This is a genomic window from Pedobacter heparinus, from assembly GCF_032678725.1.
In the GTDB taxonomy this organism is placed as follows: Bacteria; Bacteroidota; Bacteroidia; order Sphingobacteriales; family Sphingobacteriaceae; genus Pedobacter; species Pedobacter heparinus_A.
In genome coordinates this window covers 137,998-161,459 of sequence record NZ_JAVTSC010000008.1, presented here as the reverse complement: position 1 = coordinate 161,459, position 23,462 = coordinate 137,998, and the positions used below count along the sequence as shown (strand labels likewise).

Annotated in this window: 14 protein-coding genes; 2 read left to right on the top strand and 12 right to left on the bottom strand. The window is 43.6% G+C overall.

The genetic code is table 11. The features are described 5' to 3' along the window. The first annotated feature begins 7 nt into the window (after positions 1 to 7). Positions 8 to 193, top strand: a complete 186-nt coding sequence (locus R2Q85_RS13820; RefSeq protein WP_316812385.1) for a YtxH domain-containing protein — start codon at positions 8 to 10, stop codon at positions 191 to 193. 45 nt (positions 194 to 238) lie between these two features. On the opposite strand, the gene R2Q85_RS13815 is transcribed toward R2Q85_RS13820, so the two are convergent. Genes R2Q85_RS13815 through R2Q85_RS13805 form a run of 3 tightly spaced genes read right to left on the bottom strand, consistent with a single transcriptional unit; the run spans position 239 to position 6,373 of the window. After that, positions 239 to 1,981, bottom strand: coding sequence for a serine hydrolase domain-containing protein (locus tag R2Q85_RS13815; protein ID WP_316812384.1), 1,743 nt, complete (start codon positions 1,979 to 1,981; stop codon positions 239 to 241). 57 nt (positions 1,982 to 2,038) lie between these two features. Beyond that, positions 2,039 to 3,349, bottom strand: a complete 1,311-nt coding sequence (locus R2Q85_RS13810) for a RagB/SusD family nutrient uptake outer membrane protein (RefSeq protein ID WP_316812383.1) — start codon at positions 3,347 to 3,349, stop codon at positions 2,039 to 2,041. Positions 3,350 to 3,367: 18 nt separating this feature from the next. Continuing rightward, on the bottom strand, positions 3,368 to 6,373 hold the full coding sequence (locus R2Q85_RS13805) for a SusC/RagA family TonB-linked outer membrane protein (RefSeq protein ID WP_316812382.1): 3,006 nt from the start codon (positions 6,371 to 6,373) through the stop codon (positions 3,368 to 3,370). Between the two features lie 459 nt (positions 6,374 to 6,832). Here R2Q85_RS13805 and R2Q85_RS13800 point away from each other — a divergent pair, with 459 nt between their 5' ends. Further along, positions 6,833 to 7,360 (top strand): DinB family protein, encoded by a 528-nt coding sequence (locus tag R2Q85_RS13800; protein WP_316812381.1) that lies wholly within the window; start codon positions 6,833 to 6,835, stop codon positions 7,358 to 7,360. A 79-nt stretch (positions 7,361 to 7,439) separates the two neighbouring features. On the opposite strand, the gene R2Q85_RS13795 is transcribed toward R2Q85_RS13800, so the two are convergent. The 9 genes from R2Q85_RS13795 to R2Q85_RS13755 are packed head-to-tail and all read right to left on the bottom strand — an operon-like array spanning position 7,440 to position 23,451. After that, complete coding sequence (locus R2Q85_RS13795) at positions 7,440 to 8,798, bottom strand: DUF1080 domain-containing protein (protein WP_316812380.1); 1,359 nt, start codon at positions 8,796 to 8,798, stop codon at positions 7,440 to 7,442. Continuing rightward, complete coding sequence (locus R2Q85_RS13790) at positions 8,795 to 9,949, bottom strand: glycoside hydrolase family 105 protein (protein WP_316812379.1); 1,155 nt, start codon at positions 9,947 to 9,949, stop codon at positions 8,795 to 8,797. Before R2Q85_RS13790 ends, R2Q85_RS13795 begins: the two co-directional genes overlap by 4 nt. A 47-nt stretch (positions 9,950 to 9,996) precedes the next feature. Further along, complete coding sequence (locus tag R2Q85_RS13785) at positions 9,997 to 11,403, bottom strand: Gfo/Idh/MocA family oxidoreductase (protein WP_316812378.1); 1,407 nt, start codon at positions 11,401 to 11,403, stop codon at positions 9,997 to 9,999. Positions 11,404 to 11,425: 22 nt separating this feature from the next. Continuing rightward, positions 11,426 to 13,354, bottom strand: a complete 1,929-nt coding sequence (locus tag R2Q85_RS13780; RefSeq protein WP_316812377.1) for a hypothetical protein — start codon at positions 13,352 to 13,354, stop codon at positions 11,426 to 11,428. 29 nt (positions 13,355 to 13,383) lie between these two features. Beyond that, complete coding sequence (locus R2Q85_RS13775) at positions 13,384 to 15,417, bottom strand: NPCBM/NEW2 domain-containing protein (protein WP_316812376.1); 2,034 nt, start codon at positions 15,415 to 15,417, stop codon at positions 13,384 to 13,386. A gap of 1 nt (position 15,418) precedes the next feature. After that, the gene (locus R2Q85_RS13770) at positions 15,419 to 17,611 is read right to left on the bottom strand and encodes a hypothetical protein (protein WP_316812375.1); all 2,193 of its coding nucleotides are present in this window, start codon (positions 17,609 to 17,611) and stop codon (positions 15,419 to 15,421) included. Positions 17,612 to 17,617: 6 nt separating this feature from the next. After that, positions 17,618 to 19,648 carry an NPCBM/NEW2 domain-containing protein gene (locus R2Q85_RS13765; RefSeq protein ID WP_316812374.1) on the bottom strand — a complete coding sequence of 677 codons (2,031 nt, stop codon included), beginning with the start codon at positions 19,646 to 19,648 and terminating at the stop codon, positions 17,618 to 17,620. Between the two features lies 1 nt (position 19,649). Then, the gene (locus R2Q85_RS13760; RefSeq protein ID WP_316812373.1) at positions 19,650 to 21,242 is read right to left on the bottom strand and encodes a glycoside hydrolase family 28 protein; all 1,593 of its coding nucleotides are present in this window, start codon (positions 21,240 to 21,242) and stop codon (positions 19,650 to 19,652) included. 40 nt (positions 21,243 to 21,282) lie between these two features. Further along, entirely contained in the window at positions 21,283 to 23,451 is a 2,169-nt protein-coding gene (locus R2Q85_RS13755; RefSeq protein WP_316812372.1) for a hypothetical protein, read from the bottom strand. Between the last annotated feature and the right edge of the window lie 11 nt (positions 23,452 to 23,462).

Genomic DNA, 23,462 nt, shown 5'->3' with positions numbered 1-23,462 from the left:
AAAATAAATGGGATTATTTAAAACAGCATTAATCGGCGCCGCAGTATATGGTGCGATTAAATACATGACCAAAAAGGACATGAACGGGAGGTCTATGGTAGATAACTTGCGCGAAAAAGCCCCTGAGTGGATAGAAAAAGCCAAAAACATGAAAGATGAGTTAAAAGTAGAGCTGGAGAAACAACGCTGGTAGTAATTTTACCGGCATCTGGCTTTCATGATAATGATGAAAATAAACCTATTTGATAATGGCCTCGTAAAAAATATCCAGAACTGCTGGTCGCAGGTTAATTTTTGAAGGACCAAAAGTTTTGCCATCATCAGGATAAACCCTGTTCGATAAGAAGATATAGATCAGGTTATATTTTGGATCTACCCAAACATAGGTTCCTGTATATCCACTATGGCCAAAACCCTGTGCAGAACGGGGGTTTCCAGGCTTTTGATCTGCGCTGATCCGGTCAAAACCATACCCACGCATACTTACTTTTGATTGTCGCGAAGTAAACAAGCTTACAGTTCCAGGTTCTAAATACTGATGCCCTCCATAATTTCCCTGGTTGATTAACATCTGGTAAAATATAGCCAGGTCATTGGCGTTGGCAAATAATCCAGCATGTCCTTCCACCCCTCCTGCCATCGCAGCCCCCGGATCATTTACATATCCCTGAACCAGCATATCTCTAAACCAATTGTCATTTGTCGTGGTAGGAACAATTCTCGATTTATTGAAGCGATTGCGTGGTAAAAATCCGCTAGACCTCATACCTAAAGGAAGATAGAACTCATTGGCAACAAAATCATTTAGTTTTTGCTGCGCTACTTCTTCCACCACCTCTTTCATCATATACATACTTAAATCGCTATATACATATTTACCACGGGTTTCTGATTTAGATTTCAAGGTTACCGGCCACATCACATCATTAAAATAATTTGCCCGCAAATAATAACCATCTGCCACCTTTGTGGGATATATAGCAGAGGAATCAGAACTTGTATCGCCAGGCTTCAATTGCTCATAAAACTTGATGTAAGGAGTAAATCCTGCCTCGTGCAGCAGCGCTTCCTTAATTTTGACATCCCGCTTATCGGGTACATTTCTCAACAACGCAACATATTTACTGATTGCCGAATCCAGATTGATCTTTTTTTCATCATACAGCCGCATAATTGCAGGGGTAGTAGCAGTAACTTTAGTTACTGATGCCATGTCAAATATATCATCTGGTTTAGTTGCCATTTTGCCTTCATAAGTATGCTTACCATAAGCTCTATGTAAGATTACCCGCCCATCTTTCACCAGCAAAACCACCACGGCTGGTGCAGAATGCGCAGCTATACCTGCTTTAATTAAGGAATCGATCTTGTCCAGCTGATTACCGTTCACACCTACTGATTCTGGCAAACTGTAACCCAACCGTATTTTCTTTATGCCCTTAACAGCGATTCCACCAAATATAGCTTGTGCCGCAACAGCAGCAGACTCCTGGTTGTCATCTGGCAGATAAATCAGGGGAATGTTAAGTGCTTTTAACTGTTGCAGACTCTTTTCATTTCCGGTTAACCTGATCACTACTTTATTTATGCTGGCCATATCCTTTAAAAAACCTATCAGTGCCGGATTAAACCTCGTATTTGTGCTAAAGGAAAAGAACAGCTGGTTATACAATTTAAGCTGGTCGTGTAAAGCATTAAATGATGTTGTAAGCCTCATATGACTGGCATCTATGCTCGTAACGCCGGAATATTTATTCACTATGCTATCAAAAGCATGGGCATAGGCATCCTGAAAATGTATGCTGGCTATTTTCAGATCTTTAATGTCCTTCAATGGCAACATTGCCTTATGGTTATTCAGCAGGCGAAGCTTGTCCTGGGCAGTTGTAGCTTTCTGTAGTATTTGCTGATTTAATACATTTTGCTGCGCAAATATTGAATTAAAGCCAATAAAGAGCATCGTAAGTAGTCGTTTTTTCATCTGTGAATTTAAAATACAGGGAAGCCACATCAATAAGCCCCCCTGTAAGGTCATCAATTAAATCGCCGGATCAGCAGGGGTATTGGGATTATTTATCCTTTCCTGATCCGGATATGGATAAAATATCCTGTTTCTTTCCGTAACATTTGCCGGCGGTACAGGGCGGCCAAACCTACGGGTATCCTCCCATTTCAGGCCACTTAAATACAATTCTGCACAGCGTTGTTTGTATACTTCAACCAATAAAGCATCATAATTTGCAGCACCACTATAAGGTGCCAAACCTGCATTTACCCCGAAGAGATCACCACTGGTCTGTGTCCTGACCGCATTGATCAACGTAATGGCATCAGGAATACTTCCACGGAGCCTTAAAATCGCTTCGGCTTTAATCAGCCTGATCTCATCAGGCAGATACACCGGAATAGCAGTAGTCTGACCAGCTGCAAACCCAGCCATTGAAGTTACGGCATCCCCGTTAATTACTGCTTTAGGAGTAGTAAAGTAAAAATTATACCGCTGATCACCTGCTTCATATAAACCTGCAGGCAATCCGAAATTCTCGCGTGGACGGTAGGATATGGTTACTTTATACAATACATAAAGTGGATTTGGGCTAAGTGTAGAATAAGTAAACGCTGAGGTTTTTCCCAGGTCAACAAGGTTTGCATTATCCAGGGCTTTCTGGTTGTTGCCCGCCATTAAACTGATGCGCGCCTGTATAGCATATAAAGAATTCCTGAGATCAAAATCAGGCCCGCTTACCGAAGTAGTAAAGGCAGAATTTGGTGGGTTGGCCACGATCATACCAATCCCAAGGTCCAGCAACCTCATCGCCTCTGCAAAAACCTGGGCACGGGGCACAAATGTAACCGGACTTGTTATGCTGGTGTTTAAATTGACTTGCTCAAATGCCATGGCCAACTCTGATAATGCTATAGCTTTAAACAAATAAGCCTGCGCCATAATCCCACTTAGCAAGGCAGGTTCAATAGTAGTAACATTAGGCGCATTATTGATGATGTCTTCACACATAGTCATTTCCCGCTGCATACTAGACCATAACGCAAGTATATTTCCATTCGCTGTAGGAAGCGTGGTGCCACCCGCTTCCAACTCAAGCGTATTGGTAAAAGTAGCAATACCCTTGACTTCCCGGGCAGTTACACAAGGCGTAAGCATGGTATTGCTCAAGCCAGTAGTAGAATAAAACTGTCTCAGTCCAATACTTAAGGCAATGATCCCCTCCCTGGTTGTCAGCGTCTCTTTATCTGAAGGTGCATTAGGATTGATCTGGTCCAGCTTACAAGACGAGCACATGATCATTACAGCAACCCATACATATATATAATTTATTTTCCTTTTCATAACGTTAAATTTGAATGATTAAAAAGTATAGTTCAAACCAAGTGCAAAGGTTCTCGGTATAGGAACCTCAGTAAAATCAAAGCCCCTTACCCCAGTACTCTGACCTGCTGCATTTGTTTCCGGATCCCAGCCACTATAGTTATCGATAGACAATAAATTACGTCCGGATACCGTAATGCGCAAAGGTTTATCATTCAGAAGCTTCAATTTCAAATCATAGGACGCAGATAATTCCCGCAGTTTAAGATAAGAGCCATCTTCTATAAATTTTTCGAAAATGCTGTAAGTTGCCGCAGAAGTTCCTTTAGGTACCTCGCCTTTTAATTCAGCCTCATAGCCGGCTAAACCTCCATAAATATCCCTTTCCCCCACGCGCCTGGTAAAATTGAACACGTCATTGCCATAAGAAGCATCCCATTGCATCCTCAATGAAAAGCTTTTACCGATAAAAAACTCATTGGTAAATGATCCGGTCCAGTCTGGATTGGGATCACCAATCACTTTAAGGCGGTTCGAACCCAGGGGCTGTCCGTTGGCATCACGTCCAATCTTTTCCGTCTGCGGAAATCCAGCTGGATTTAACAATAAGGAACCATCCGCATTCCGGGCAAAATATGTGGCATAAAATGCTCCTAAAGCATAACCATCAACTGCCGCTACCTGTCCAAAGCCTCCAGGAAAAGTAACCAGCCCTCCCGGAACATTGTCCACTTTGTTTTTATTGGCAGAGAATATCAATGTACTGTTCCATTTAAAATTTGAGCTTTGCACGGGTACTGCCCTTAACAACACCTCTATCCCTTTATTGGTCATCGTACCGATATTCTGGATCTGGGTTAAATAACCTGTTGACGGCCGCAGCGTAGACAATAACAATAAATCCTTTACATCTTTATTGTAATAAGTAACCTCAAAGCCCAGGCGGTCATTTAAAAAACTGGCGTCCAGGCCAATCTCCTTTTCTATCTGGCGTTCCGGTTTAATGTCCGGATTACCCAGCTGTGGAGGTCCGCCAGAACCAGGGAGCCCTGGTAAAGAAACATTTGTATAATTGGTTAAACGGTCATAAGCACCAATAGCAGTTAAATTACCAGACTGTCCATAGGACGCCCTTAATTTTAACGTAGGTATGTTTGATGCCAGGGAAGAGTTTTTCCAAAAGCCCTCTTCCGACAGGATATAAGTACCACTTAATTTTGGATAGTACTGCCACCTGTTATTGGCTCCAAATATGGATGATACATCATTTCGAATAGCTCCGGTGATGTAGATCTTATCTTTATAACCAAAGGTTTGCTGTGCGAAAAAACCAAGAATATTCATGGTAGACCGGGCTTCAAGTGGCACCACTGTTGCTCCGCTTGAGGCAACCTGGCTCACCGGATTTAATTGCGTAGCGGTTATAGAAGCAGAATTAACCCGTTCCGTTTGTGCAGTTGCACCCAACGAAGTAGAGGATTCTATAGCTGAACCTATTTTAGTTTTATAAGAAGCAGTAAGGTCATTATTGAGCAAAAGACCTATCCGATCTGCCCTTCTTGAATAACCTGTTGCATAGCTTGGTGTAGTATTACCTACAGGAATAAAACCAGTAGCCAGCTGCGTAGAATTGTCATATCCTAATGTGTAGTTGATGGTCATCTTTTTGAACGGAGTGATTGTCAATTGAAAATCTCCTATAAAACGCGAAGTCTGTTGTTTAAAATCAAACCTATTGATCGCTTCCAGTGGATTGGTGCGCAACAATCCTGTAGGCGCAAGCGAAGGATAAATGCCTGTTACAGAGTTCGCATTCGGATCGATGAAGTTGTTTGCAAAAATAAAACCGGTTAAAGCACCATAAGCCTCAACCAATCCGCCGTTTGGTATTTCACGACTGCTACTTAAACTGTAATTAAATCCCATACTGGCCTTAATCCAATCGTTAAAACGATGGTCCAACCTCAAACGTGTACTGGCTCTGTGAAAATTTGTACCGCCAATAATCCCCTGATTACCCAGAAAACCCCCACTCAAATAATATTGGGTATTATCGCTACCACCAGATACTGAAATGTTATTTTCGGTACCATAAGCACTCTGAAATATCATGTCCTGCAAATCGTAGCGCTGTACGGGAACCTGGCTTAAATCGCCAGCCGTAGTATTTGTAAAGCGAAATGGGTAGTGATTATAGTCCAGTTTTTTACGTATAGAATTGTTACGAAATTGAGTAGATACACTGATTACCGCCTGCCCCGACTTACCTTTTTTAGTAAAGATCTGCACTACGCCGTTACTGGCTCGAGAGCCATAAATGGCAGCTCCTGCTGCACCCTTGATAATTTCAATACGATCTATATCAGATGGATTGATATCCACCAGCCTATTTTGAGTATAGCCACCGAGGTCTATCAGCTGATCAGAACTGTTATTAATGATAACCCCATCAACAATATAAAGCGGATCACTTGAACCTGCTATTGTAGAATTCCCACGTAGACGCACACTGATACCACCTGCGGCATTTCCGGAGTTTTGTGAAATCTGTGCACCTGAGATTTTCCCGGCCATTGCCTGGTCTACGGAGGTGGCAGTAGCGCTTTGTAAGTCTTTTGCTGAAAGGGTTGAAATCGCATTTCCCAGCTCTCGCTTGCTTGTTGCAATAGCTGTACCTGTTACTACAATCTCGTTCAGATTAAGTGCACCTTCTGCGAGATCAGCATTTATCGTAACATTCCTGACATTATCGGTTATCGTTTTTGAATAGGGACTATATCCTGTATAACTGATAGTTACTACAGCAGTTCCGTTGATTGTCGCGACAATCTCATACGCACCTTTTCCATCTGTGGCCGTACTTGCTGTAGTTCCAGAAATTCGTATAACTGCCCCGGGTATGGGCATTCTGTCTCTGGCATCTTTTACTACACCCCTAATGGTAATTTTGGCACTTTGTGCCAGGGTCATTTCGCCACATAGCATTACCGCAAGTAATGCCAACAGGTACTGACCATGTTTGAATGAATGTAACACTCTTTTCATATGGTTTGAATTTAAATTAATTGTACACTGAAATTGTTTCGCACCCTTCAACCGCCCAAAAAAATCGATTTTATCTTTGATATCGGTCTCGTGACCGGATGTTTACCATAAAAATGTTAGCCAGGGATAGGCCTCATGTTATGCGTGCTAATGCGATGTATTACGACGTATTGTTTAACAACAATTGGAAGGGCAATCGGTTTTGTTTTTTTCTGAATGTCAAGCCAAATGTTCAACAGGTATACACTTGTACTCACAACATCCCTTCTACATTTGCATGGTGTTTCCAGCAATATGCCATATCACCTGTATATTCTCCGGCAGTGGTCCTTAACTCATTAAGTAAAGCTTATATAACTTTGTCAGGACAAGGGCAACCACTTAATTTAGTTTAACATAAGAAAAATCAGTAAATTTAACAGACAAAAAAACTAGTTATTCATTTTAAACACTAATCATATGAAACTTAAAAGTTTAGCAATTGTACTATGTTTAATCATAGGTAGTAAATTTGCACTGGCACAAGTAAAAGTAGCTGATATAGTAAAGGAATGGGAAAGGTCAAAAGCTTATACTAAGGAATATCTGGATGTAATGCCTGAAAGTGGCTATGCTTTAAAGCCCACACCAGAAATTCGGTCTTTTGCAGAGCAGGTATTACACCTGGGAGATGCCAACTATGCTTTCGCCTCGGCTGCAACAGGTACGAAAAGTCCTTATGGTCAGGGCGAATTAGAAAAAACCGATGATAAATCCAAAGCGAATGTGACCAAATTGGTGCTTGCCAGCTATGATTTCGTGATCGATAACATCAAAAAGATGTCCGAAGTGCAACTGGATGAAAGCATCAAGTTGTTTGGAAAATTTGATATGACTAGAAGGATGGTTTTAGCTAAGGTTTTTGAACATCAGGCACATCACCGTGGGCAAACAACAGTATATCTTCGCCTGGCTGGAGTTAAGCCTCCACAGGAAAAGCTATTTTAATACCAACAAACCTATATAATTCTAAAATGGAGATAAAAAAAGGCCCGGTTTGGAAACCGGGCCTGATCCACTAAAGCATCTAGTTCAGCTCCCTCATCTTGATATTTTTATAATATACCGCATTCCCATGATCCTGTAGTAAAACAGGTCCTCGTTCAGCAACACCAAAACCTTCTTTACCTGCAAATTTGCTATGTGCCACCAATACTTTGTAGATATTGCTTCCACGCATATATTCAACTACCTTAAACCCATTTAACCAATGCTGCACCAGGTTATTGGGATAGACAATGATCTTGCCCTGGTTCCATTCGCCTATCTTTTTCTGAAAGCGTGGATCCAGTTTATCAGCAGGGATCAAATCGTACAAACTACTCATCGTACGATTTCCTTCAGTGCCCAGTTTTGCATCGGGATGACGCTCATCATCCAATACCTGGTATTCCAGTCCCAGCCCGGCACGTGCTGATTTTTCCGACTCAGTTACAAAATATTTTACACCGGAGTTTGCCCCTTCAGTTAATTTGAAATCAAAATTCAACTCAAAAGCCTTGTATTGTTTTGTACTAAGCAGATCGCCAAATTTGGTCTTTTCGCTGCTGTCGGCAGGCATGATCTGCAGTATGCCATTTTCTACCTGCCATCCTTTTTCGGGTGGCGTCTGTTTTAAAACGGCACGCCATCCGGTTAGATCTTTTCCATTGAACAATAAACTAAAACCCTGCGCCTTTTCCAGGGCCGAAATGGTATTGAGTGTATAATTGACCACGGGTACCGACAGATCCAATGGCCTAGGCCGCATAGCTGCACCAGTTTGTATCCTGATGTTCCGCCATTGGATCTGTGCACCACCTGTCCGCTGTTTTACACCATGTACCTGCAGCGCGATAAAACCTTTAGGGGTCATATCGTCAACCACATACGCAACAGGCACATCATTTACCCAGGTCCTGATCACTGGTCCGATGGCTTCTATTCTATACTTGTTCCAGCCGTTCTTTACAAATGCTTTCTTTGCAGCAGGATGCATTTCTGTCTGGTACATCCAGCCCCGCCGCGCTTCGTCATAAATACCACCCGACCAGGCCCTATCCGAAGGATCTACTTCCACCTGGTATCCCCTAACCCTGCCATTGTGATCAGCAGGATCGGATAAACTCCTGAATTGTATACCGGAATTCATCTGACCTACTTTTAATTCCAACTCAAATATAAAATCTCCATAATCTTCATTGGTGGCCAAAAATGAATTTGGTTCCCCGCTAACGGTTGTCCCTACAATGGTACCATTAACCACTTCATACTTTGCTTTGCCATTCAATTGGTGCCATCCTTTCAGTGTTTTTCCGTCAAACAGATTTTTCCAACCCGCTTTTTGGGCATATACACCTGCAGTACTAAATAACAGCAGCAGTGAAATTATTTTTTTTATGTTCATTTACGTAATCCTTTATATTGTTCATAAGCAAGCCCAAACATGATGAATGAACCATAGCCAAAACCGGTACCTTCTGTTATTTTACGGCCCAGGTAATAATTTTCATCGCCAATACAGGTGCCACCAGAAACCATTGCTGGCACCTGGTATCCGTTGCCCGCATCCCTAAGACTATTTTTTATAATGCCGTTATAAGCGCGCGCTGCCATAGGCCCGTATTTTTTCTGATCCAGCAGATGCATTTTCAAGCCCATGGCAATGGTATAGGCAAACATGGCAGTAGCAGAACTTTCCAGGAAGTTTTTTGGCGCATCAGGCAAGGTCATTAACTGATACCAGTGCCCCGATTCCTTGTTCTGCAATGGTGCAATGGCTGCTACATATTGTACAAAAGCCTTCTCCAGTGGCTTGCGGTATTTTGATTTCCCGGAGATGGTATTCAGGGCATCTGAAAGTGCCATGCCGATCCATCCGTTTCCACGGGCCCAGATTTCGCTGCTTTTCCTGCTAACCGGATCTGGCCAGCCCATAATGCTACAACCATCATTGTAGTCAATCTGATCTGCATCCCAGCCATGTACCCACAAACCGGATTTGGCATCAACCAGCTTTTCATGGTGCGCATTAAATTGCTCCACAAAATCTGCAATGTATTTTTCATCACCGGTAAGCCGGTACATTTCCAGCAAAAACATATTCAGCATATAAACCGTATCGTCCCATAACTCTATAGTTTCTGCCCGATGAGAAACACCTCCGTTTGGTGCACGCGGGATTTTTAAATAGTCTGCATAGATCTCCTTACATTTATCAAGGTATTTTTTTTCACCTGTGATCCTGGCAAGAAAGGCCATTCCATGGGCAGAGGCTACTGCATTTGGATGTTTACCGTTGGCAACGGCATAAGTGGCGTCCATGGCCTGCTTAATATAATTGAAGTATGTTTTTTTCTGCACATCACCTGAAGCGTTGTACAGATGGACCAACGAATTCAGAAAAGTGGCCTGTCCCCAATCCCATTTGTATTGAGCTGCAGGCATATAAACCTCACGGCCATGGCGGTCTACACCATCAACCCATGACTGCGAAAAAGCAGTAGCAGAAACCATGAACAAAAGGGAAACTGTCCATAAGTAAAAAGTATATTTCATGGAAAAAAATTTAAGTGTTTCATCAATAAATAATTTAAAAAGCCCCTTTACATTTTATAAAATTGCCCCCAGCCCTTTCTTGGTGGAGGACCTGTCAGCAGCTGGTTACCAACTTTACTATTGGTGATCTGCTGTTTACGGGCATCAAAAACAAGCCTGGTATTTAAACGCTGCGCCAACACACCCAGTGCCATCACCTGGCACAATGGACCCGCAACAGCAAAAGAAGAGCGGCAATCTTCTTCGCCTTTGCAGGCTTTTAAAAAATTTGCGAAATGATTCGATGGACTTTCCGGCACAACCGGCAGCATAGCTGCCATTTCTTTAGCTTTTTCTGCCGGGATGATCTCAAGCGGCGAACCATGTGAGCCCCCCTTAAAGGTTAACTCTTTTGAGTAAATTATTTTTCCGGGATAACGTTTGGTATTGGCCGCACCAGCTGTGGGCGGTGGAATATTTTTGGCCCTTACATATTCACCAAAACCTTCAGGCAAGTCCGGGCGGTTATTAAAACCATCATACCAAGTAATGTCACAGGGCGGCATCTGCTTACGCTTTGGAAACTTAAACAATAAAGTAGAGCCCTGAGGAAATAAATAGCTACTGTGCCCTTCCATTTTTATAGGGTTAACTTCTGTAGGCAAACCCAGTTCTAAAAACTGATGTGCCGTATCAATGATGTGCGCACCCCAGTCTCCTAAAGCTCCATTTCCAAATTCATACCAGGAACGCCAATCGCCATTGATATAGCCTTTATTATAATTTTTAAAAGCAGCTGTACTGAGCCATCTATCCCAATCCAGGGTTTCAGGAATGGGCTGTGCAGGTAAAAAGCCAGTAGCGGTCATCCCATGCCACCTGCGGCCGTTGTTCATAAAAGCAGTAATTGCGGTAACGTCTTTAATGATACCAGCTTCAGTCCATGCTTTGAACTGAAAATAATTTTCTTCGGAATGCCCCTGGTTGCCCATCTGGCATTTTACCTTATACCTCTTTTCCGCTTTCATCATCAGTGTCACTTCATTAAAAGTATGCGCCATCGGTTTTTCTACATACACGTTTTTACCCTGGTTCATGGCCAGCATGGCTATTGGAAAATGAGAAAAGTCAGGCACGCCAATACAGATCGCATTAAATTCCTTACTCATCTTATCAAACATTTCCCTGAAATCCTTAAAACGTTTTGCATTCGGAAACTTGTTCATATTCTCCAGTGTATGTGGCGCTCCCATATCTACATCACACAGGGCAACAACATTTACCAGCCCTGTCTTGTACAGGGAACTCAGCAGCTCGCCACCCCTGTTGCCAATGCCACAAACAGCCAGGTCTACCTTATCACTTGGTGAAATATGGCCAAATGGTTTTCCCATTACATGGGATGGGAGGATCATACAGCCGGCAATAGCTGCCAATGCAGCTGAACCGGTTTTCATAAAGTCTCTTCTTTTCATAATTTTATATTTGGTTAGCAGGTTAGTTTACTATGTATTTTTGCATAATGGGTTTACCAATTTCTACTCCATCTACCTGGAACAAAAAGCTGGCAGGCATCGGTGACGGATTATAATAGCTCAGTCGTTTTTTATTGGTCAGATCTGCTTTTACGCCCAGCTTTCCTTCCGCAGTCATTACCGCAATATCTACCACTCCATTTTGCACATTTACGGTCATTGGAGCTGACAGTACTCTCTTCCTGAATTCTAAAAAGTCGGCAGCTGTTCTTATCCCTTCTTCCTGCTTCCACCACATGGCGATGCCTGCTTTACCATTATCAGCATGGCGCATGGTCAGCCGCATGGTTTTATTGTGTTTCAATTGAAATTTCTCCCTGGCAGATTGATAATTAAAACCATCGTTGTAAAGTGATGCAACACCATTTCCGGTATCGTCCCAGATAAAACGGAAGGCAATGGCTACATCTTCAAATCTGGCAAAGAACGTTCTGCTGGTATCCAATTCAATGCTCTTGCCTGCATCAGGTACATTTACTTTTTTATTACCCAGCCAGATTTCATCAAACGCATTGGGCAAAATAATGGTGGAATTGAGGTAAGCATTGGTGCAATTGTGGTCTTTCTCTCCGGCAGCCAACATCACAAATTCACCTTTGTTCTGAGCAGACTGCAGAAATGGCATCAGATGCCTGGTCTTGTTCCAGCCCCCATTTACCGGGTAATTGGCAGGCATCCGGCTTTTCATTTTTTCGCCCATACCCGTGGCCGCCCAGGTACCATAATGGTCGTCACGCCCCTCCAATACGTAAGCAATGTTCGGCATAGCTGGTATGCGCGGACTACTCAGGTACATCACAAAAGGCTTGTCATCCGGGCTATAAGTCTGGTTGGCTGAAGCTATGGATGCCTTATTACCTACAAAATTGCAGGCATAAGTGTTGGCCAGACTATCCCAGCGCTGTACCATAAAACGGTTCTTCCGGCTCATCAACTCTTTCTGATTGGCTGACAAACCCAATTTCTGCAAGGCAGCAAAACAAACCTGGTTAAATAGGTGCGTATTGTTATTCTTACCACCCAGCAATGGATTAAAATATTTTTCCTCCAACAGGTCACGGCTAAAAACCCGATTGTAGTCACGGCTATGGGCCCCTGCAAGTATGCCGGCCCGTTTGTTGTAATGTGCACTTAAATCTGTGATTAAGAAGTTAAGGGCATCCCCGGCTTTTGTTTTGAGGTCTGTATCGTTAATAAAGGTATACATCAGCAACAAGGATTCCAGATCTACCCCGCTATAGGTAGGGCTGTCATATTCGCGGTTACCATATTGTGCTACGTGGCTCAGCCATATATCAAAAAGCTTACGCCCGTTTTCGAACATACCAGGCTCATGATAAACCTGTCCAAGCGCCAGTTGGTTCCAGATTTTCATTAAGTAAATATTGGTGTAGGAAATCCGTACTTCCAGGTTGACTACTCCTTTGGCAGCCAGCGCAAAAATTTCGTCTAGTGTTTTGGCTGCCGTTTTAGAAAGGCGGTCATTAAACAATAACTTTATCAGCATACCATATTGAACACAGAACTGCACGTTATTCTCATCGAGTATATTGAAACCACTTTCCTGCCATCCAAAGAAGATGTTTCCATAGCGTCTACCCGCTGCCGGATCATTTAATATTCTACGCTGTACTTTTTTCAACAACCATTCCACTTGTTCATCTTTTAGAAAGCGGGTATCCAGTGCATCCGCCAAAAACAGAAAACACTCCCTCACAGCCAATTGCGGAGGATTGGTTTGCAGTGCTGCCCATGTCTTTTCCAAAACAGCTTTGCGCGCCGCGGGGTTCGGCATCGAAGGCACTTTATAGCGCTGATCCTGTGCCGCTACTCTTAACACAAAGCCGGTTATACTCAATAGGATTACGATTACCGTTACGATTATCTTCATAGTTTTTCTGTTTATAACTGATAAAATTTTTATTTCAATAAGGCCGGGCCAACCGGCGAAACCTTAAGCATGACCACACCGTGATAAGGAACAGTAGTCCGAAACACTCCGTTATACTGTCCGAGGGATTGCTGTCTCCACACGTCCCTGATCTGCCATTTACCTTTCAGGCCGATCTTAGTAAAATCCAGTGTATACGATTTTTCTTTTTCATCACCCCAGCGGAAATAAGACCGGGGTGTGGTACCATATCCGTCAGTATTGAAAATTCCTATGCCATAAGCCCCCTCTTCCAGTTGCTTTACCCAAATCTCCATACCAGATTCCTTTAACAAAAGCCGTCCAGCTTTTCCCAGCGGATCCTGGTTGATGGCAATCACTTCATCATTGGTTAACAGATTTAGCGTAAATGCATCCAGTTTTTCAATCGGACAACCAATCAACATGGGGGCTGCCAGCAAACTGAATATGCTGACATGACTATATTGTTCTTCCGCTGTTAAATGGCTGGGCTGCATTTCATGCCCAATGGTCACCTCACCCACAATCATCATATCCGGGTCACTCCAATGTCCCGGACCAGTATAAGTCGCCCATTTATCAAGTGAAAATACCGTAGCGTACAGACTGTTCCAGCTATCTTTAATATCAGGACCGGTACGGTACATATGCGACAGACGCATCCAGTCATTTGCTTTTTCAAAAGGTGAATTGTTGGATAAACTGAATACCACGTCACGCCCGGATTTTTTCAAGGCATCAGCCATCCGTTCCGTAGAATTTACATCTATTCTCCAGTCATATTTCAAAAAATCAAATCCCCAGCGGGCCATTTGCCTGGCATCAGTTTCTTCAAACCTGTATTTGCCGATGTGCATAAAAGGTTGTCGGTTAACTTTAATGCGCTCATGTGTTTCTCCACCTGCCGGGAACTCGGATGAACCGCCTACATAACCTGCATAGCTGGAAACATAAGGTGTGGAATATAAGCCTGCTTTTAAACCCAATGCATGTATGCCATCAACCATAGCTTTAAAGTCGGGGAACTTTTCATTTGGCTGCAGGGCATGGTCTGGTACTGCTCTGACCCCCTGCCAGCTGTCATCAATATTGACATAGTTCCAGCCATGGTCGCGTAAACCTTTATTTACCATAGCCCTGGCAGAAGCCATTACTTTTTCCTGATCGATCTCCGTTGCCCAGGAGTTCCAGCCATTCCAGCCAAGCGGAGGCGTCAATGCAATGGTATCCCCGATTTTAAGCAGCAATTTTTGCTTCGCCTCACCAAGCTTATTTTTAGCCTTCAGCAGTATACTGTAGTTGCCTCTTTCTTTAACAACCCCGGTAATGATACCTGTTGAGGCAGATACCGATAAACCTTTGGGTAAATCAACCGCCCAAAACTGTAGGGGCCTTTTACCCGATGCAGCTATGGTATATAAAACCGGGTTGCCCGGTCTTGCCCCAAATACCCTGGCCGAATTTATTTTAGGACTTTGTTTGGCTGGCGGCGTTAGCAGGTATTTATGATCCGCATACCGCACATGCCCGGGAAAATGACCTTCCATAATTTCCAGTTTGGCATTGATCCAGTTGGCATAAGTCCTTTTATTAGCAACGCCACCTACCTTATCCGTGATCAGCAATCCGAGTTGTTTGATTCCCTTCAGGTCTATCGCTATTTTCAGGGGTTCATCTCCAACACGCTTTTCCTCGCTTTCAAACAATATTTTTCCGTCGCCCAATACATAAAACTTCAGGGCGATGTCCTTATTTCCATGGTCATCCACAGCCGCCATTGTCGAAAAACGTATGGCCTGTTTAGAAAGGTCGAATTTAAGGATACTGATGCTTTGTGCCCCCAGTCCTCTTAAATACTTAATACCTTTTACACTCATGGTATCTTTACCATAATTGGCTTTTACCTCCACCGGACGAATGCCATCTGAAAAACTTTGTATAGGAAGGTCATCCAGCCATACCGTATGGCTTTGCTGCGCAACAATTGTGGAAACCGACAAGATTAAAAAAAGTGTAAAACACGCAGATATGAGCTTATTCATGTTAGTTTGTTTGAAGTATTATGGTTTCCACATCACCTTTTACGGGCCTGGACACCACTATGGTAAATAAATGATTAGCCATATCCTGGCTCAGTTTTCCTTTGCTGGATTTTACGCGCTGCCTGGAATACCCTTTTAGGGTTACTGCTGACTCTTCTTTGGCAAACAATACTTTTACCTGTAGTTTTTTTCCGGCATCGGAAATACCGGTGATGCGCTTTTTACCTGTAGCTGTTATTTTTCCTGCATCCCCTAAAAAAGCAATGCCCGAAGTAGTGATGGGTGCCACAATGTAAAAAGCGTATTTCTCTTCCGGCAAATCTGCGCTGAATCTTTTTCCAGCTTCCAGCACTTCTACCGTATGCTTTTGTGGATTAAATACAACCGACCGGCCTTGCATCGACAGCTCGGACAAGCCAAAACTGAACTGGTTGATCTTAGTGGTATCGTTTCCAAAAGCAAAGACATATCCCGTTTTTAGCTTACCGTGAAGGGTGTGCGTAGCTGCCACAATCGGCCTTTCTTCTTTACGCGCCATTTGTACGTAATTCTGGTCGAGCGGCAACAAAGGCACATCAGGTTTAACCAGCACACCATCCGCACGGCAGGCCATCAGGATGTTTGCCTTATTTTCTGTACCTATCAAGTCACCCGTACCCACCGGACCAGCAGATAACACAGATACAATCATATTGTCCATTTCAGCACTCTTAAAAACATCACTCCATGGCCAGATGCCCATTTCATAAGCCAGCTGTGAAGTAAATAAAAAGTACATCCATCTTTTGGGCATAAAGCGGTCTCCCGCTGTCCTGATGGTGGTCAGGTTATTGTATTTTACACCCTGCATAAAATACCTGGGCAAGCCCATGCAATATTGCAGACTGATGCCCACGTCATGCGCAGCCTTCGCCATGTTGTCTGTGAAAGCATTGGCCACAGTAATGTCCGATTTCATCTCCGGGTTATTGGTATAGATGTAATTGATCCAGTCTTGCTCATATACCGCTACCCCTGAACTTTTCAGATAAGTCATAATTTCCTTCCAAAAACCCGGATCAATTGCTCCAATCCCGCTGATCTTAAATCTTTTATGATAAGGACTGGCGCGATCAATCCAGCGGTTATGGGTTACCAACGGTAAGCCCAGCTGTTGCTGAAAGGCAGCAAGCCCATTCGGAAACAAGGCCGTGTCAGCTTTATATTCCATTAAACCTCCTGACCGGTTCCAGGGGCCTTCGGGAAATTCCGGTTTCTTTATTTTTCCACTCGGCACATTGTGCACATTGGTGGTCGATTTCTGGTACCACCAGCTATCCAGCTGCATATAACCCAATGGAATGCCCTCTTTTTTATAATGATCCTTAAGGGCCAGCAGGGTACCGTCATAGCCTTTTGCCGGATCGTAATTGTAATAATAATCACCACCCACATCGGTCCAGCAGCCAAAATATTTCAACACTACATCGGCATCATTTGCCGGAATTTTTCTGTGATAGGTTTTACGCAACGCGGCACCCCATTCATCCCAGGTATTGCGTATACCCTTGCGCATCACCAGGATAGAAGAATGGGTAAAACCGGCAGGAAGCTTTTGCACTTCCGGATTAAGGCCACTCCTGACATGAGTAGTGCCATCACCTGTCATCAGCGACACCATAAAATCCGATGCCGGAGATAAGATAGCAGCATCATTTTTATCGTTGAAGAATAACCAGGGAGTAGACGTTTCCTCTAAAAAATATTGTGCCAGCGGAAATATCCGGTTGTGGTAACTGAAGTGATTTAATGAATCTGGCATGCGGGTAAAATCAGGGAATGCTTCCAGAGATTGGCCATCTGCTCCCTTTGGTGTAGTAAGCCCAAACACAACTACCGGAGATGCGGTATACCAGCGGATACTGCCGATGTACAGGTTATTGCTTTCCCATTGAAAAGAGATCCGGGTATATGCGCCAATGGCGTCTTTTCCCTTTTCCTTTTTTAATTGGTGCAAGGCTTTTCCTATGCTGCCACTCATGGTCCAGTTGAGACTGGAAGAGCCTACCGAATAATTTCCTGTTCTGGCATCAACCTGTACCTGGATATCCTGTTTTGGCTGGGCCTGTAATGAAAAACTGACCATTAGAAAGGTCTGCAGCAACAATGCTGGTACATATATTTTTAGCCGAACTATTTTTTTAATTAATTGCATAGTATTTTAATATTTTGTTGATTGATGGGCTGATAACCTGACCATGACCACTCCATGATGCCTGATCCTGGTATTAAATGTTTCTTTAAATTCTCCCAGGTCCTTTTGTCTCCATACATCCCGTATGTTGTATTTTTCTTTCAGGCCGATTTTTGCTAAATCCAGTCTGAAGGATACCGGCTTTTCGTCGCCCCATCGGAAATAAGAAGCTGGCGTCTTCGCGTAACCACTGATGTTGAACAAGCCAATTGCATAATCGCCATTTTCCAGCTGTTTCAACCAGATCTGTACACCGTTCTTTTCACTTACCAACCTTGCAGGCTTACCCAGTGCATCCTGGTTTACAGCAATCACTTCATCATTGGTCAGCAGGTTTAAAGTGAAGGCATCCAGCTGCTCTATGGGGCAGCCGATCAGTAGTGGGGCCGCCAGTAAACTGAATAAACTCACATGGCTGTATTGCTCATCCGGTGTAAGCCTGGTAGGATGCAAAGGAGAACCGGTAGTTACATTACCCAATATCATCATATCCGGATCGTTCCAGTGGCCAGGGCCACCGTAAGGGCTCCACTTATCAAGCGTAAATGCGCTGACATACAGGCTTAACCAGCTGTCCCTGATGTCTGGCCCTGTACGGTAACTATTGGTTAGCCTGGCCCAGTCTGTTACCTGGCCGAAGGGTGCTGAATTGGAGATGCTGTAAAAAATGTCCCTACCCGAATTTTTCAGGGCCACAGACATGCGTTCTGCCGACTGTACATCTATCCGCCAGTCGTATTTTAAATAGTCAACTCCCCACTCTGCCATTTGCAGGGCATCTTCTTTTTCGAACCTGTATTTACCCACATAACGAAAATCTCTTTTATTGTCCCGCACAGCATCCGGGAAAAAACCATTTTCCAGGTTAGAAGAACCACCCGGGTAACCCGCATAGCTGGTAATCCAGGGTGTAGAATATACCCCGAGTTTTAAACCCAGCCCATGGATGTAATCCGTCATTTGTTTAAAAGAAGGAAACTTTTCATTGGGCTGAATGGCATTGTATTTTCCACCACGTTGACCCTGCCAGGCATCATCGATATTGATATAGGTCCAGCCATGGTTGGCCAGGCCCATCTTTACCATGGCATTTGCCGATGCAATTACTTTTTCCTGGTCAATTTCTCTTGCCCATGAATTCCATCCATTCCATCCCATAGGCGGCGACAATGCAATGGTATCCCCAATTTTTATCCGCAGCTGTCTAACCGCTTCACCAGCTGAATTTTTAGCCTTCAATGTTGCGGTATATTCCCCTTTCGCGGCAACCTTACCTGTGATGATACCTGTTTTGGTATCAACCCGGAGCCCTGCCGGTAAATTGCCTGCAGAAAATACAATAGGCCTGTCGCCCGTTGCGGCAATGGTATACAAAAATGGATTTCCAGGTCTGCCCCCAAAAACAGCAGCCGAATTGATTTTAGGTGCTTTGCCCGCAGCAGGGGTCAGAATAATCCGTTCGTCCGTGTTGGGAATATTCAAGGGAAGCTGTTGGTCTTTCATGATGAACCGGGCATCAGCCCAGTTAGAATAAGTTTTGGTAATGCCCAGCTCAACAATCACCAACAAACCCAAACGTTTAACTCCAGCCAGATTTACTTTTACTTTTCTGGGTTCATCACCCCATTTCATTGTTCCGCTTTCAAAAAGAATTTTCCGGTCTCCGATCACATAAAACAGGTGCGGCAGTTTTTTTACCCCATTGTCATCTACACCCACCACCGCAGAAAACTCCAGCGCATTCCCATTCAGTAAAAAACTCAGTACACTGGTAGAATTTACGCCTACACCCCTACTGTATCTGGTTCCCTTCATACTAATCGCCTCACCGGAGCCGGAACTCTTTGCCAGCACTGCCGGGATCCCTTCCGAAAAAGTACGGATACTTAAATCGTCCATCCAGACGGCACTGTTTTTCTGTGCATAAACCAGGTTGGGTTCCGCCAAAAAACAAGCTGTATAAAACAGCATCACTTTAAACATTTGCTGTAGCCCCATATTACCGGTAATTTGTTTTGACAATACCTTTTGCTTCAGTTACCGGCATCTCCAGATTTTTAAAGCTGATGTCAGCCGTATTGTTCAGCTGGATCACCGGCAGCTCCTTTACTGTTGGGATTTTCATTTTTGTAAATTCCATTCCTTTCACATCATCGAGCACCATAGCAGGTCTGAAATCATTTTCCAGGTAACTTATCTTTACATTGATCATTTTTATCCCTGCCGCATGCCGGATATAAAATCCCCAGGCAGGCAGTTCACCAAACATGGAAAACTCAGGATAGTTAGCCGGGTTTTCGGGAATTTCACTGATCTTATCAAGGGGAATATATGCAATTTCCTTACTGGCCCTGCCACCATAGCTGATCTCTATATTTTCCAGGGTAACATTTTCCACAGGATAGCCTGGCAAACCAACAATGGAGGAAGGAATGAGGTTGTATGGCAAAAAGGGATGTCCGTAAATGTGAAAATTAGAAGGACGTACCGGCATTTTATCAAAGCCTGGACGAAGGTGGTCAGGCGGCCCTTCAATCGGGTAACCCTGATCGGGTTTTAACAAAGGCGTTTCCACTTTTACATTCGCGATATAGATTCCTTTTAATGTGCCAACTGCTCCGGTTACATTGCGGTGCCCCCGGCGTATAAAAATTGCGTTACCGGTATTTTTAGCCACCACATGCTGAATGTCAATATTTTCCATAAAACCACCGTCTACCGATTCCAGAGCAATTGCAGAGCGGTAAGTATCAAAGATGGTAAGATTGCGGATCTTAAAATTGCGAAAGCCCCCGGCACCCCTGGTGCCAAACTTCAGCCCGTTTGCGCTGGACCTCAAAGTACAATTGTCTACAAAAACATTTTCGCAGAAACTATCCGGGTTTTCAGATTTAAAACATAATGCATCATCAGATGCATTGATGAAACAATTGGTTATCCTTACGTTTTTAGAATCTGTAATGTCAAGGCCATCATTGTTCCAATAGGCGGTACTTTGTACGGTAATGCCATCAATGATTATCCCATCGCATTCCCGGTAATCCTGTACCCAGTCTGTTGCATCTTTCAGGGTAACACCCGTTACCTTTATATTGGTACAGGAAGTAAAGGTAAGGATCATTGTTCTTCCTGTTCCCGGCCGCTTGTACAGCCAGGCCGAATCCTGTTTCATTTCCCCGTTCCTGAGTTTTTTAAAAATGTCCAGCATCAGTTCCTGGCCCTGCCCATCAATGATCCCTTTACCGCTGATGGAAATGTTGTTCTGATCTTTTGCAGAAACGAGTGCCGGTCTTCCGGCTTCAATTCCATAATCAGACCGATTGGTTGATCCGAGTAAACGGGCGCCTAGTTCCAGATGCAGGTTTACGCCAGATTTTAAAAACACCGGACCTGACATAAAATTACCCGGCGGAATGATTACCCTTCCGCCTCCACCTGCAGCTGCTTTGTCAATCAATTTTTGAATAACAGCAGCATTATTGGTTTGCCCGTCGGCCACGGCTCCATTGGCTGTGATCAACTGATCTTTTACCTGGCAGTTTGCAGAGATGTTGTACACCAATGAAAACAATAACAGTAGTTTACCTTTCATAACCTTTTATTTTTAATGGTCCCTTACAGGACTGTGTGTTTTATAATTTATTGATCAATGGCTTAACTGATTTTGTACCATCTGCTATGGTCATCTGCAGGACACCGTTCTTTTTTTCCGCATAAAAATCGACTGGCTTCGAGAAACTTAATATCACTTTCCCGTTCCGGCTTAATGATTTACAGCCGGCTGCTGCAAATTTTTTAACACCTGTTTTCTGATCTGCTGCAAGAACCGCAAGCCCCTTATATTCGCCGGTATACCGGTCACCATTGATGCTAACAAGAAAGCGCGCAGGCTGACCGGTTCTGAGTGAATTCAGCTCTGTAAACACATAGGAGCCATCTTCGTTTTTACAACCATCAGGCAAAAAGTTCTTTGTCAAGCCAAGATTTGAAAGACTGCTGATAGCATAGCCCACAACGGTGGCCTGATCATAAATGGATTTGAACCTTGCGGTAATCAGGTTGCCTTTAAAGTCCCGGTCGGCTTTTCCTTCGACCATCAGTTTACCACCCTGCTTTTGATAAGCTTCCAGAAATTCCAAAACAGGTTCCCTAGCGTATTGCGGATTCAGAAATAAGACCGCATCAAACTTATGACCGTTCATTACCGGCTTGCCATCTTTTCCAATGGTTAAAACCTGATTTACAATTAAATCAGAAGGCACCAGCGCATTCAGATAGCCCGCCTTCCAGATTTCCAGGGCTTTACTTTCTATCCCCAGTTTATCATTGATATCATATACACCACGGTCCGCATCATTCGGATACCAGTTGCTGAGGGCTTCCATGCCAAAAATCACCAGCAGTTTTACCTCCGGCAATGATGGATTGAACTTGTTTAACAGGCGGGCGCAATTTTCAATTTTGTTAATGCTGTCTATGGCTTCCGGGAATTCCAGGTCAAACCGCAATGGCCTTTTGTCATTAAGGGCATGATAATGGGTACGGATGCCATAACGCAGGTCGTGGATGGCTTTTACAATTACAGGTGACAATTCTGCATCATAGTATTGATTGTACATAGCGTTCATGCGGTGCGACATCGCTACCCCCATTTGTGTTGGCAAAAATGTTTTCTCATCCGTTTGTCCGTAAGCACGAGGTGCAGTCCACCAGCCAATTCCATTGGCCCATATTTCATCATTGATCAGACTATTGTGGTACGTATTGTGAATGCCACTGAAGCTATTTTTACCGAATATTTCTCTTGATTTATGGAATACAGCTGTTTCCACTCTTAGTGCTCCCTTGCGCATAAATTCCATGTAGGCATTGATCGCCTTTATCCTTACTTCGGGTTTTCCTTCGGGTGCATAACGGCCATCAAATAATGTTTTGGCCAGGTCATTTCCTGTTTCAGCAGCATATGCTTTCTCCATTGCTGCAGAATACCAGCGGCCCCTGAAGGGATTTGACGTATGCGGGTCAAATATCCTTTCAATAAATTTATTGCCGTATTCATCCAGTGCAAATCCATCAAAAGGGATATCTGCGAATGCGGTCATTGCTTCCGTAAAACCCTTGATTTCCACATCATCCCACATGCTGCTCTGGCTGCAGTACTGCTGTGTCATGATGCAGGCCGTTAGCCCTTTTAAGGCTACACCAGCTTTGATGCTTACCTGCACAGTTGCTTTATCGGGTAAAACGACTTCGCAATGGTTGCTGATGTCCTTCAACGTAGCCGGATCATAAAATCCTTCACCTGTTTTTTTAAACGCATATACCTTAAACAGGTCCGATTTCAGCAATCGGTCTTCAAAACGGATGTATCTGGCTTTTGCCAGAAAAGAAGCACTGCCCATTTCATCCAATGTAACTTCATTTTCAACGATCATCCGCTGTGATCCCTCTATCGTTTGATCTTTGTAATTTCCCCAAAGCTGCAAACCAACTTTGATTCCTTTCCGGTGCCCTTCGGCTACCAGTTGTTTAAAAAAAGGATGCAGCAATTTCAAATCAAAGAAGTCGGCACCTTCCCTTGCCGTTAAGAACAGCATAGTATAATTACATTTGGTGGCAATGCTGTCTATATTGGCCAGTGCTTTATCTATGTTGCCTATCAGTGCCGGTGTAATAAACCAATAACCGATCTGTTCATGGTTTTCATTTGCAAATTTTGGAACATAGTTGATCTTTTGCGATTGTCCGGACAATACTCCAGCAAAACAAAACAACACGATAAGTACAAATATTCTTTTCATCTTTATTCAAT

Bases quoted from the DNA above. Each gene is read 5' to 3' on its own strand.
- R2Q85_RS13765 (WP_316812374.1), bottom strand. From the start codon at position 19,648: ATGGGGCTACAGCAAATGTTTAAAGTGATGCTGTTTTATACAGCTTGT.
- R2Q85_RS13785 (WP_316812378.1), bottom strand. From the start codon at position 11,403: ATGAAAAGAAGAGACTTTATGAAAACCGGTTCAGCTGCATTGGCAGCT.
- R2Q85_RS13775 (WP_316812376.1), bottom strand. From the start codon at position 15,417: ATGAATAAGCTCATATCTGCGTGTTTTACACTTTTTTTAATCTTGTCG.
- R2Q85_RS13770 (WP_316812375.1), bottom strand. From the start codon at position 17,611: ATGCAATTAATTAAAAAAATAGTTCGGCTAAAAATATATGTACCAGCA.
- R2Q85_RS13805 (WP_316812382.1), bottom strand. From the start codon at position 6,373: ATGAAAAGAGTGTTACATTCATTCAAACATGGTCAGTACCTGTTGGCA.
- R2Q85_RS13755 (WP_316812372.1), bottom strand. From the start codon at position 23,451: ATGAAAAGAATATTTGTACTTATCGTGTTGTTTTGTTTTGCTGGAGTA.
- R2Q85_RS13800 (WP_316812381.1), top strand. From the start codon at position 6,833: ATGAAACTTAAAAGTTTAGCAATTGTACTATGTTTAATCATAGGTAGT.
- R2Q85_RS13780 (WP_316812377.1), bottom strand. From the start codon at position 13,354: ATGAAGATAATCGTAACGGTAATCGTAATCCTATTGAGTATAACCGGC.
- R2Q85_RS13820 (WP_316812385.1), top strand. From the start codon at position 8: ATGGGATTATTTAAAACAGCATTAATCGGCGCCGCAGTATATGGTGCG.
- R2Q85_RS13815 (WP_316812384.1), bottom strand. From the start codon at position 1,981: ATGAAAAAACGACTACTTACGATGCTCTTTATTGGCTTTAATTCAATA.
- R2Q85_RS13795 (WP_316812380.1), bottom strand. From the start codon at position 8,798: ATGAACATAAAAAAAATAATTTCACTGCTGCTGTTATTTAGTACTGCA.
- R2Q85_RS13810 (WP_316812383.1), bottom strand. From the start codon at position 3,349: ATGAAAAGGAAAATAAATTATATATATGTATGGGTTGCTGTAATGATC.
- R2Q85_RS13760 (WP_316812373.1), bottom strand. From the start codon at position 21,242: ATGAAAGGTAAACTACTGTTATTGTTTTCATTGGTGTACAACATCTCT.
- R2Q85_RS13790 (WP_316812379.1), bottom strand. From the start codon at position 9,949: ATGAAATATACTTTTTACTTATGGACAGTTTCCCTTTTGTTCATGGTT.